At 34.1% G+C, this 12,159-nt stretch carries 15 protein-coding genes; 8 read left to right on the top strand and 7 right to left on the bottom strand.

What is annotated here, in order from left to right; genetic code table 11:
* Positions 1-57: 57 nt before the first annotated feature.
* The 7 genes from ACP3TL_RS12495 (at position 58) to ACP3TL_RS12465 (ending at position 5,194) form a co-directional block, all read left to right on the top strand.
* Positions 58-627 carry a PTS sugar transporter subunit IIA gene (locus ACP3TL_RS12495; RefSeq protein WP_285336812.1) on the top strand — a complete coding sequence of 190 codons (570 nt, stop codon included), beginning with the start codon at positions 58-60 and terminating at the stop codon, positions 625-627.
* A 19-nt stretch (positions 628-646) separates the two neighbouring features.
* The gene (locus ACP3TL_RS12490; RefSeq protein ID WP_285325902.1) at positions 647-1,114 is read left to right on the top strand and encodes a PTS sugar transporter subunit IIA; all 468 of its coding nucleotides are present in this window, start codon (positions 647-649) and stop codon (positions 1,112-1,114) included.
* A gap of 76 nt (positions 1,115-1,190) precedes the next feature.
* A complete protein-coding gene (locus ACP3TL_RS12485) occupies positions 1,191-1,469 on the top strand; it encodes a PTS sugar transporter subunit IIB (RefSeq protein WP_021338961.1) in 279 nt (92 codons plus the stop codon).
* A 129-nt stretch (positions 1,470-1,598) separates the two neighbouring features.
* The gene (locus ACP3TL_RS12480) at positions 1,599-2,858 is read left to right on the top strand and encodes a galactitol-specific PTS transporter subunit IIC (RefSeq protein WP_069816902.1); all 1,260 of its coding nucleotides are present in this window, start codon (positions 1,599-1,601) and stop codon (positions 2,856-2,858) included.
* Between the two features lie 20 nt (positions 2,859-2,878).
* A complete protein-coding gene (locus ACP3TL_RS12475) occupies positions 2,879-3,910 on the top strand; it encodes a zinc-binding dehydrogenase (RefSeq protein ID WP_069832547.1) in 1,032 nt (343 codons plus the stop codon).
* Between the two features lie 54 nt (positions 3,911-3,964).
* Positions 3,965-4,120: a hypothetical protein gene (locus tag ACP3TL_RS12470; protein ID WP_002506404.1), complete on the top strand. Its 156-nt coding sequence runs from the start codon at positions 3,965-3,967 to the stop codon at positions 4,118-4,120.
* 36 nt (positions 4,121-4,156) lie between these two features.
* Positions 4,157-5,194: a galactitol-1-phosphate 5-dehydrogenase gene (locus tag ACP3TL_RS12465; protein WP_069832546.1), complete on the top strand. Its 1,038-nt coding sequence runs from the start codon at positions 4,157-4,159 to the stop codon at positions 5,192-5,194.
* A 98-nt stretch (positions 5,195-5,292) separates the two neighbouring features.
* On the opposite strand, the gene ACP3TL_RS12460 is transcribed toward ACP3TL_RS12465, so the two are convergent.
* The 3 genes from ACP3TL_RS12460 to ACP3TL_RS12450 form a co-directional block, all read right to left on the bottom strand.
* A complete protein-coding gene (locus ACP3TL_RS12460) occupies positions 5,293-6,132 on the bottom strand; it encodes a YitT family protein (protein WP_069816892.1) in 840 nt (279 codons plus the stop codon).
* Positions 6,133-6,463: 331 nt separating this feature from the next.
* On the bottom strand, positions 6,464-7,228 hold the full coding sequence (gene fadH, locus ACP3TL_RS12455) for a 2,4-dienoyl-CoA reductase (protein WP_002511678.1): 765 nt from the start codon (positions 7,226-7,228) through the stop codon (positions 6,464-6,466).
* A 254-nt stretch (positions 7,229-7,482) separates the two neighbouring features.
* On the bottom strand, positions 7,483-7,707 hold the full coding sequence (locus tag ACP3TL_RS12450; RefSeq protein WP_285336811.1) for a DUF3955 domain-containing protein: 225 nt from the start codon (positions 7,705-7,707) through the stop codon (positions 7,483-7,485).
* Positions 7,708-7,924: 217 nt separating this feature from the next.
* On the opposite strand from ACP3TL_RS12450, the gene ACP3TL_RS12445 reads away from it, so the two are divergent.
* Positions 7,925-8,386, top strand: coding sequence for a helix-turn-helix domain-containing protein (locus tag ACP3TL_RS12445; protein ID WP_069832545.1), 462 nt, complete (start codon positions 7,925-7,927; stop codon positions 8,384-8,386).
* A gap of 346 nt (positions 8,387-8,732) precedes the next feature.
* Here the strand turns inward: ACP3TL_RS12445 and ACP3TL_RS12440 are convergent, their stop codons facing one another.
* Genes ACP3TL_RS12440 through ACP3TL_RS12425 form a run of 4 tightly spaced genes read right to left on the bottom strand, consistent with a single transcriptional unit; the run spans position 8,733 to position 12,143 of the window.
* Positions 8,733-9,386, bottom strand: a complete 654-nt coding sequence (locus ACP3TL_RS12440; protein ID WP_069832544.1) for a GntR family transcriptional regulator — start codon at positions 9,384-9,386, stop codon at positions 8,733-8,735.
* Positions 9,387-9,406: 20 nt separating this feature from the next.
* The gene (locus tag ACP3TL_RS12435; protein WP_069832543.1) at positions 9,407-10,684 is read right to left on the bottom strand and encodes a TRAP transporter large permease; all 1,278 of its coding nucleotides are present in this window, start codon (positions 10,682-10,684) and stop codon (positions 9,407-9,409) included.
* Complete coding sequence (locus ACP3TL_RS12430) at positions 10,681-11,145, bottom strand: TRAP transporter small permease (RefSeq protein WP_256092660.1); 465 nt, start codon at positions 11,143-11,145, stop codon at positions 10,681-10,683. Before ACP3TL_RS12430 ends, ACP3TL_RS12435 begins: the two co-directional genes overlap by 4 nt.
* An 11-nt stretch (positions 11,146-11,156) precedes the next feature.
* Positions 11,157-12,143, bottom strand: coding sequence for a DctP family TRAP transporter solute-binding subunit (locus ACP3TL_RS12425; protein WP_069832542.1), 987 nt, complete (start codon positions 12,141-12,143; stop codon positions 11,157-11,159).
* Between the last annotated feature and the right edge of the window lie 16 nt (positions 12,144-12,159).

Here is a 12,159-nt window from a genome sequence, read left to right as displayed (position 1 = left end):
TTCGGTCAACTCAACAATAATTTTGAGACAGATATACACGCTGAAAAGATGCTCGCCATGATACGTGAGCATGCAGATATTCATAACGAAGATGCTTTACTTAATGAAATTAAAAACCAATTTGATGATATTCATGCATACGCTTCAATCAAATCGTCTTCAATTTCGTTAAATGGTCATTTGAATTTACAAGATTTATTGCCAGTACACCATATTCAATTTGCATCTCGTGTTTCAAATTTGGAAGAAGCAATTCGGCTTACAGCTGAACCACTTTCTAGTCAAAGCTATATAGATGCAAATTACATCGATTCGATGATTCAATCTTTCGACGATACTTATATGGTTATCAATCAAAACATCGCCATACCGCATGCTGAGAACGAACAAAATGTAAACCGTACGTCTATGAGTATGTTGGTATTAGACGAACCATTGACGCTAAGTACAGGACGTAATGTACATGTCTTTGTAGTTATCGCAGCAACAGATAAATTCAAACATTTAAGACCCCTATTACAGTTACGAGATTTAGCACAAGACAATGAAAGTATGCAAAGCATCATACAAACAGATTCAAAATCACAAATATTTGAAACGATTAAACAATTTTCAAAAATAGACTAAAGCAAAGGGGTTGCGTCATATGGAAGGTTTAACAGTTGATGCCTCGAATGTTGTCATTGGTTTAGAGGCCACAACAAAGGAAGACGTCTTAAGTCAATTAGCCGATTTAATGCATGACAATGGTTACGTCAAAGCATCATACAAAGATGCAGTCATCGAAAGAGAACAATCATTTGCTACAGGGTTACCTACAGTATATTTTTCTGTAGCCATCCCGCACACAGATATCCAGCACGTGAATTCAAAATCAATCGGTGTGGCTGTCCTTAAAGAAACAGTTCCTTTCGTCATTATGGGCGAAGTTGAAGAAACAACGGATGTGAAATTAATCTTTATGCTCGCAATGGATAAAGAGGATGCACAGTTATCATTACTACAAAAATTGATGGGCATTTTCCAAAATGATCAAATACTTGAAACCATTGCCAACGCAACAGATAGCAATCAAGTCGTAGAAGTTATTGAGCAAGAATTAGCAGACGCATAATCATTCAATTTATTAATAAAAAATATAACAGGAAGAGAATTTAAATATTAAGTTCTCAAATTAGGAGGAAATTATTATGAAACAAGTATTAGTAGCATGTGGCGCAGGTATCGCAACTTCAACGGTAGTAAATAGTGCAATCGAAGAAATGGCAAAAGAGCACAATATCAAAGTAGATTTAAAACAAATTAAAATTTCAGAAGTTGGTGTTTACGCAGATTCAGCAGATTTATTAGTTACAACTGCAATGACGCAAAAAGAATACGACTTCCCTGTCATTAACGCACGTAATTTCTTAACTGGAATTGGCGTTGAAGATACTAAAAAAGAAATCTTAGACGCATTACAAGAATAATGAGTCATTTAATTTAACATACCGAATCAACTGTTGGGATAAATATCAAAAAAGAAGTTCATGGTTATATCAAAATGGCGTCTTAATTTATACCAACATCACTTTATATTAAAGAGGATGGTGTAAGGGATGAGTGGATTTGTAGATTTTATTCAAGCTTTTCTAGATTTAGGGGCAACAGTAATCCTTCCAATCGTTATATTTTTACTAGGATTATTCTTTAGGCAAAAAGTCGGAGCAGCATTTAGATCAGGTTTGACGATTGGTGTCGCATTCGTAGGGATTTTCTTAGTTATTGATTTACTTGTAAACAACTTGGGACCCGCTGCCCAAGCGATGGTTAAGAACTTAGGTGTAAGCTTAAATGTTATTGATGTGGGTTGGCCAGCAACATCTTCTATTGCATGGGCATCTGTTATCGCAGCATTTATTATTCCTTTAGGTATTGTAATTAACATTGTCATGTTACTGACAAAGACTACTCGAACAATGAACGTAGATATTTGGAACTTCTGGCATTATACATTTATGGGTGCCATGGTTTACGCCGTATCTGATAGCATTTGGCAATCATTAGTGGCTGCAGCAATATTCCAAATCGTCTGTCTAAAAGTGGCTGACTGGACTGCACCAATGATGAGTGAGTTCTACGATTTACCTGGGGTATCGATTGCCACAGGTAGTACAATTTCATATGCTCCAGGTATTTTCTTAGTAAAAGGTTTACAAAAAGTGCCTGGTATCAAGAAACTAAATGCAGACCCAGAAACGATTCAAAAACGTTTCGGTGCATTTGGTGAATCCATATTCGTCGGTTTAGTACTTGGTTTAATCATTGGTTTGTTAGCTGGTTACAACGCTGGCGATGTTATCAATCTTGGTATGTCAATGGCTGCCGTTATGGTGTTAATGCCTCGTATGGTTAAGATTTTGATGGAAGGTTTAATGCCTGTTTCCGAATCTGCACGTACTTGGTTAAACAAACGCTTTGGGGATCGTGAAATCTACATTGGTTTAGACGCTGCGGTTGCATTAGGCCACCCAGCAGTTATCTCAACTGCTTTAATTTTAGTTCCGATCACAGTATTATTAGCAGTTATTTTACCTGGTAACCAAGTCTTACCATTTGGTGACTTAGCAACAATTCCATTTATTGTCGCATTTATCGTAGGTGCTGCACGAGGTAATATCATACACTCGGTTATTGTCGGCACAATTATGATTGCCATCTCTTTATATATCGCAACAGATGTTGCACCGATATTCACAAGCATGGCAGAAGGCACAAACGTAAACATGCCATCTGGCTCATCTCAAATTTCAAGTCTTGACCAAGGTGGTAACATCTTAAATTACATTATTTTCAAATTCTTTAGTTTATTTAATTAACAGATAGGAGCTGACATTACATGAAAGCACTCGTTAAAACTGAACCAGGATTCGGGAATCTAGAAGTCTTAGATAGAGAGATACCTTCACCGAACGCAGATGAAGTAAAAATAAAAGTCCATTATGCAGGTATTTGTGGTACGGATGTACACACATACGAAGGTCATTATAAAGTGAACTTTCCAGTAACACTTGGACATGAATTTTCAGGAGAGGTTGTAGAGACAGGCGCTAATGTCACCGATTTTAAAATTGGTGATCGCGTCACTTCTGAAACAACATATTACATTTGTGGTGAATGTGAATATTGTCAAAGTGGTGATTATAACTTATGTAATCATCGTAAAGGTTTAGGCACACAACAAAACGGTGGCTTCACGCAATACTTAGTTGCACGTGCAGCGAGTGTCCACCGTATTCCTGACAATGTTTCATATAAAGCAGCATCTATGACGGAGCCATTAGCTTGTGCCCACCATGCCGTTTCTAAAATTGAAATACAGCCTGACGATGTCGTAGTCGTTATGGGGCCTGGACCTATTGGATTACTTGTCGCGCAAGTCGTTAAAAGTAAAGGTGCAGAAGTCGTAATCACTGGATTAGATAATGATCAAACAAGATTAGATAAGGCAACAGAACTTAAATTAGATCATGTCGTCAATATTCAAAATACTGATTTAAAAGACTATGTAAACAGTATTACCAATGGTTATGGTGCAAACGTAGTTTTAGAATGCTCTGGTGCAGTACCCGCTGCCAAACAAGGGTTAGATATCTTACGTAAAAAAGGACAATATGTCCAAGTTGGTATCTTTAAAGATCCAGAAATTTCTTTTGATTTAGAAAAAATCATACAAAAAGAAATACGAATGGTTGGTACGAGAAGTCAAAAACCAGCCGACTGGGAACCTTCTTTACAACTGTTAAGCAGTGGTGATGTCAATGCTGAAGCATTAGTCACAAATGAACTTGATATTACGCAATGGGAAGAAGGCTACAACCATATCAAAGGTGGAGAAGGCATCAAAGTACTTCTTCGCCCTATCGATTAACTTGTTTCAAATAACCATCATTTAGCACTTAAATGATATAAGGAGATAATTATTATGGTAGAACATATGTTAGATTTCATGCTTGGGCCATTGAGAGGTATTACAGATTTATATATGAATAACTTACTTTATTGTAATATAGTCGTTTTTCTTGGTTACTTCGGCGCAAAATTTTTTAAAAAGAAAAAAGTTACTTCTGAACAAAATTAATGCGCTTATTATTCAGAAGATAAGAGGTGAAATACTTTGAAAGCTTTGAACCTATACGGCATTGAAGATTTAAGGTACGAAGAAACAAAATCTCCTGAAATTGAAGACAGTAATGATGTCATTATTAAAGTGATTGCAACTGGTATATGCGGTTCGGACAATTCCCGCTATAAAAAGTTAGGACCTTATCGTGAGGGCATGACGTTTGGGCATGAATTTTCAGGAGTTGTGGAAAGTATAGGCAGTAACGTAAATCATGTGGCAGTTGGCGATGCAGTCACGGGTTGTCCAGCTATCGCTTGTCACGCCTGTGAACAATGTGAAAAAGGTGAATACTCTAGATGTGAACATTTATATGTTATTGGCTCTTATGAACCTGGCTGTTTTGCAGAATTCGTTAAACTACCTGCAAATAACGTCTTAAAATTGCCAGCTAATGTAGACTTTGATACAGCTGCTATGGTCGAGCCTTCTGCAGTAGTAGCACATGGGTTTTATAGAACAAGCATGAAACCTGGTGCAACGGTAGCTGTTATAGGGTGTGGCAGTATCGGTTTACTAGCCATTCAATGGGCTAAAATATTTGGTGCTGCTAAAACGATTGCGATTGATATCGACCCAGATAAATTAGCAATTGCTAAGACGCTCGGTGCAGATTATACGATTAATTCTAAAACAGAAAATTTAGATGACGTTATCGCTACGATTCCTCATAACATAGATGTCGCTGTTGAATCGGCAGGCTCACCATTTACGATTGGGCAAGTCTTAACGTTACCAGCTAAGGGTGGGGAAGTCTTACTGTTAGGCATACCTTACTCCGATATTGAAATGGATCGTGTTCATTTCGAAAAAATATTACGCAATGAACTTAATGTTATCGGCTCTTGGAATGGCTTATCCGCCCCATTTCCAGGCGAAGAATGGCATGCGTCCCTTCATTACATGTCTACAGGAGAGATTCAAGTGGATCCGATGATTTCAGATCGCTTAGATTTAGCAAAAGGTCCTGAAACATTTGATGCATTAGTTAATAAAAAGAAACATTTTGATAAAGTAATCTTCCACCCATAATTAAAATCTAACATTGCCATAATATTATAAAAAAGTCCTAACACTGATGACAGTATTAGGACTTTTTAATGCGTATTTATATCCACACATATTTTACATTACTGTACTTTCATAAAGCCATTCCCCAAGACATCTCGCACATCATGAATAACAAGAAAAGCATTTTCATCGTGAGCATTAACGATTTTCTTAATTCTTGATAATTGGTTTTGTGGTACGACAACATAAAGCACATTCGTCTCTTTTCGTTCATAGCCACCGACTCCATTCAATAATGTTGAACCTCTACCTGTTTCTTTATTAATCCCCTTACTAATTTCATTATTATAATTTGAAATAATTGTAATTGCTTTTTTAGGATTAAAACCTTCTATTACAAATGACATACTTTTCTCAACTATAAAAAGCATAACAATGGTATATAAAACATTTTGCGCGGGAAGGATAATTAAGAAAGATAGCACAATGATTGAATCAAGCATAAACAACGCTTGAGAAGTTTTGATTTCAGTATATTTATTTATAATTTTAGCAATAACAGATGTGCCACCTAATGTACTGCGTGCTGAGATTACAAGTCCAGTACCGACACCAAGTAGTAAGCCGCCAAACACTGTATTTATAAAATCAGATTCAATCTGCATATTAAATGATTCAGTTAGTCCTAAAAACATTGAACTCGAAATGACTGTAATCAGTGTGTAAACTGCTGTCGTTTTACTTAAATATTTCCAACCTACCGCAATTAATATCATATTTATAATTAGAGAGGTAATTGCCGGTGATAAGCCTAGTGTATATTTTAGATTTAACGAAACACCTACCGTACCACCCTCCCCAAAATTAGCAGGAATTACAAACACATTAATGCCTATACCTATAAGAAATGTCCCTAAAATACAGAAACATATATTTTTAAAATGAATTTTGTACAACATCCCAATAACACCTCATTTCTTTTATTTGAAAATCACTCAATTCTACTGTTTTATTCCATTTATATTGATCGGCTAGAAAGACCGACATAAAAAGAAACTTTTCAGTTATTAACCAAAAAGTTTCGAAAGATATATTTTTTGTTATTTTTTTAGCACAAGTATATATGATAGTAGAAATAGTCATTTATTTCAATTGAATTAGGTTAATTTGTTTTATAAATTGTAATTGAATCCGTTATTTTTATTATATATTAGCAATAATGTTGAATTAAAAAGACAAATTAAACGATATGACGCGTCCAATTTGTCTAATATATAAATTGCGAATTGCTTAAAACGCATTCTGATTGAGCCATTGTCCGCCATCCATAGTCATGCAAGCGCCATTAATATAGTCTGCATCATCTGAGAACAAGAATTTAGCCAAGCCTGCAATTTCTTCAGGTTGACCCATTCTACCTACTGGCACACTATCTAGTGTCTGTTGACGTGCTTCTTCAGATAGACTTAATTTTCCTGCACCACCCGTATTTTCGATTGGTCCAGGTGCAATGGCATTCACTGTAATACCATATTTAGAACCCCATTCCACTGCAAGTGTTCTCGTCATTGCAAGGACGCCAGCTTTGGCACTTGCCGAATGAATGACACCCGGACCAGATCTCCAAGCATACGTCGCAACCATGTTCAAAATACGACCTTTCTGACCATTTTTAATCCATTCTTTACCTACTGCTTGTGTACAATACCATGTACCATTTAATACAATATCTACAACTGAATTCCACGCATTAATCGATAAATCTTCTGCAGGGCAAATAAAATTACCTGCTGCATTATTCACAAGACCATCTATCTGTCCAAATGTTTTTACAGTCTCATCTACTGTATACTGCACACGCTCTGGATCACGTACATCCATATCTATACACAGCACTTGACCTTCATATTGTTCAATTTCCGCTTTAGCAACTTCAAGTCGTTCTAATGAGCGACCTGTTATAACTACTTTGGCACCTTCTTCAGCAAATCGTTTCGCCATTGCTTTGCCCATGCCACTACTACCGCCCGTTATCATCATCACTTTGTCCTTCATTTACATTCTCCTTTTAAAAGCTTGATTTAATATGATTCAAATAAATTAGTAAGCGCTTACATATCATTGTACATTAATTGTACTTTTTTAGTAAATTATCTTATTTTAGTTTTTAAAAAGATTGCTATTAAATTGAAAAAAGCAAGAAAGAAACCAAACTTGGAAATTTGGTTTCTTTCTCGCTCTCCAAGGATTACTAGATATTAAAATTTACAACATAACATGTTTTATTTATGCTCTAGTCTCTTAAAACGTTATTGTTTATGCTGTAAAAAACGATGGTATAAATATTTTCCGGCAGTTACGAACATTAATAATAGCCCCAATGCCACAAATATAAAACCAAATTCCACTAAAAACCATGGTTCACGTGAGGTGCCATCTTGATCAACATGACTAGGTAAAACAATAAATAGCCCTCCCATTAAAATTCCAAAAATCATGCAAAAAATACTTGAAAAAAATAATTTTTTACTCATAATCTGTATATAACCTCCTAAATTTATTAGCCAATTAGCTGGCTGCTTTCAAGTTTTTATTATCAAATATAGAATTAATTAATAAAAGAAAGCATCACAAGACATAGCTGTTTTAAGCGACAGTATGTCTTGCGGGAGGTGTAAAGTGTTGCTTGCAATCTCATAACAACAGCTTTCACGAAGAATCTAACGCTATAGAGATTGGAGGAAAGATCGTATGGATTTTGGAAATCAAATTAAATCAATTAGAAAAGAACATCAACTCACACAAGAACAACTTTCCGAACAGCTTAATGTATCCAGACAAACAGTATCAGCTTGGGAAAATAATAGATATTTACCAGATATAGAAATGATTGTGCATATCGCTAAAACGTTCCACTTGTCACTCGATGATTTAATCTTAGGCGATGACGTTATTAAAGATAAGCTCGTTAATGATGGGAAAAGCATCAAACGCATACGTCTAAGCATTGTAAGTATGATTTTAATTTTGATTGGTATCACCTGTGCGATACTTTTCTTAGTCATCCCCTCTTACGTTTCACAAGACGGCATACTGCATGAGCCTTGGTTCCTTGTACCCCTTGGATTGTATGCGATGATAGGCGGTCTCATCGTAGGACTTATCAATTTAATGTTAATATTCTTGAGTCACTACAAACATTCACGTCGTTAATGATAGAGAGGGCGACACTTTATATTTAAATTAAGGCTACGTTGAAATCTCGACGACTTAATTATATATATTTCTATTAACTTATTTTCATAACAACATAAAAAAACGGCAAACATATTTAGTTTGCCGTTTTTTATAGTACAGACAAAGTCTCCGACTTTGTTGGCACTATTTTGTGCATGCTTTCCGCGGGCACGGCCTCAGCCTGTAGTCTTCGGCCAGTGCCTTTCCCGCAGGAGTCAGCCCAAATTAGTGCCACTTTCATAATAATATAGTATCTTCAATTATTTATTATCATTCATTGTTTAAACTTATATAAAGGAAATATTTGCTATAAAAACTACAACTATTTCACTTTAAACGCAGTCATAGATTTCTCTAAATGAGATTTCATCGTGTTTATGATAGCTTCCTCATTTTTGTATGATAGTGCCTTAATTATTTCATTATGTTCATCAATAACTTCTATCATTCTTCCTTGGCTTTTTAATCCTTGAGTACCAATAAGAATGGATAGGTCATGTTGCACATTATAGCTTTTTAAAAATAACTCAAACTGAATAATTTCCATTAAGTAGGTATGGAAACTTTTGTCTAATAACATAAATGTATAATAATCATCATTTTGAGCTGCTTTTATTTGTTTTTCAATAATAGCTTTTAAATCATGAATATGATCTTCATCTATTATTTGTACAATAAAGGGCACACAAGCAATCTCCAGTGATTCTCTCAATAAAAAAATTTGGTCAATTTCATGGTTAGTAAATGTATTTACTTTATAACCTTTTCTTGGTTTAAAAATCATAAGTTGTTCTAATACTAATTCATTGATTGCTTCCCTAACCGGTGTACGAGAGACGTCTAGTAAATTAGATAATTCAACTTCAGTAATAAATTGATCAAGTGGTAATTCATTATTAAATAATGAACGCTTAACTTGATCATATATTTCTTGTTTTATTGAATTTCTATTAACTTTTTTTAAAGAATCATACATCCTTGAACCTCCTAGAGAATTTATTTAAATAACGAAACCGGATAAGTAATTAACCATGGTACGTACGTAATGATTATTAATATTACAATTAAAATAGCTAATTGTGGTGTAACTGATTTGATAATTTTTTTAATATGCACTTTACTTATAGATGATACTACAAATAAACAAACTCCTACCGGTGGCGTTATCATTCCTATAGATAAATTTACAGCCATTACTACGCCAAAATGAATAGGATCTATATCTGTTGCCATAATTAATGGTAAGAATATCGGTGTGAAAATAGTAACTGCGCTTATTGTATCTATAAATGTACCTGCTATTAATAATACAATATTTATTACAAGTAATAGTAAAATTGGATTATCTGCAAAAACACCTAACATAGATTGTAGTTGTTCTGGAACATTATTAAAGGAAACAAACCAAATAAATATTGCTGCACTTCCTATTAAAAATATGATACCAACGGAAGTCTTTGTACTACTAATTAATGCTTCATACAATTTTTTAAAGTTTAATTCTCTATATACAACACTACTTATTATTATCGCATATAAAACTGCAATTACACCAGATTCTGTAGCAGTAAATAAACCGCTAACAATCCCACCTATAATAATTGCTGGCATCAATAACGCCAAAATAGCATCTTTAAACCCTAAGAGTATATCTTTTAATGGTGGAAAACTATCCATAGATTTATAACCTTCTTTTTTACCTACAAAGTAACTATAAATCATCAACCCGACACCCATTAAAATACCGGGTACAACTCCTCCAATAAATAAATCACTTATAGATTGGTTTGCCATAACACCAAATAAAATAAATATAATACTAGGTGGTATAATTGGTCCGACTGTCGCAGCCGAAGCAACTAATGATGCAGAAAAACCTTCATCATATCCTTCTTTTTTCATTAATGGTAACAACATGCCACCTATTGCGGCGGCTGCAGCTATTGCTGTACCTGTTAACGCAGCAAAAAATACGCTCGAAATTATTACTACCATTGCTAAACCACCAGGCAATGGACCAATTAGTAGTTTAGAGAATTCAACAATTCTTTTAGACATACCACCTTTTGACATTATTTCTCCAGCTAATACAAATAGAGGTATAGCTAAAAGTGAGAAATTATTTATGCCAAAATACATTTTCCTCGGTATAATTTCTAAAAATTCTATACCAGTCCATCCAATTCCTATAATAGATACAGTCATTAAAGAAAACGCAATTGGCATTCTGATAATTATAAGTACAAATAACAATATAATTAGAAATAATATCATGATTTATCACCCGGCTTCCAAGTAAAATAAATCATCAATATGAAACATATTGGCATTGGTATATACATAATCCATCTACCGATTGGCATAGAAGTCATAACTTGCCCCGCACTTATACTTAAATTCACTTGTAAAATACTATAATAAAAAATTATTAATAGTACGAATGTGATAACACTTTTTACAAAATAATCTAGCGCTTTTTCTAACTTCTTAGGTAACTGTTCAAACAAATCAACTTGTAAATGCTCTTGTTTATACATCAATACCACTGCCCCAAATAAAATACTATAAACAAAAAACAACATTAAAAGTTCTTGTGACCAAAAAATTGAAGTTTTAAAAACAAAACGTGTAAGAAGCTGCAAGAATATAGTCAAAATCGATAAAATCATAAAAACTGTCATTAAGTGAGTAAGAATAGTTATAAATTTCTTCTCTATTATATTTAATTTTTTCATATTTATCCCCCTTATTCGCTAAATTGGCGAATGATGGATTTTGGTACTTGATCATTGATTTCTGACTGTACATCATTCGTATTCTTTTTAAACTCATCTCGATTTACTTCAGTAATAACCATGCCCTCATCTTTTAGTTGTTTCTTTATTTTTTGTTCTTGGTCTGCAATATATTTACGTTGATATGTCGTTGATTCATCAATACTTTCATTAACTATTTTCTTCTCCTGCTTAGAAAGGTTCTTATAATAATCTTGATTCATTAGTACAACTGCAGGTGTATAAGTATGATTGGTTAAAGAAATATATTTTTGCACTTCGTATAGCTTTTGAGATGCAATTGTTGGCAAAGGATTTTCTTGCCCATCGACAACGCCTTGATCTAAAGCAGAATATAATTCACTGAAACTAATCGGTGTAGGTATTGCGTCTAAAGCTTTTAAATGCTCATTCCATACTTTTGCAGATTGCACTCTTAGCTTAAGATTTTTCATATCTTCAGGATGCTTTACCTCCCTTTTATTATTCGTAAAATGCCTAAACCCTACTTCCCAATAACCGAGACCTTTCATATCTTTAGATTGTGCTAATTTCAATAAATCTTTTCCTGGTTTGCCATCGAGTTTTGAATATACATCTTGTTTATTTTCAAATAAATAAGGTATGCCAAATAAGTTCATTTCTGGTATTGTGTTTGATAAGCTACTATCAGCTGCCACAGTAGTCATTTGGATTGAGCCAGTCATCGTTTGATCTACTAACTCATCTTCATTCCCCAAACTTCCATCTCCATAGACATTAACTTTTAACTCGCCTTGAGATTTCTTTTCAACTAATTCTTTGAATTTTTGTGAAGCTACATTATATTGGTGCGTATCTGAACCAGTATGTGCTAAACGTATTGTTTTTACTTCCTCATCTTTAGTTTTATCCTCACCACTTTGACAGCCGCTTAATATTAAAACTATTAATAAAGAAAATGAAATAAATCTTTTCATAAAATGTCATCCCCTT

The sequence above is a fragment of the Staphylococcus caseorum genome (genome assembly GCF_049943195.1).
Classification (GTDB): domain Bacteria; phylum Bacillota; class Bacilli; order Staphylococcales; family Staphylococcaceae; genus Staphylococcus; species Staphylococcus equorum_A.
The sequence above is the reverse complement of the archived record's forward strand: the minus strand, read 5'-3'. Positions and strand labels throughout refer to the sequence as shown.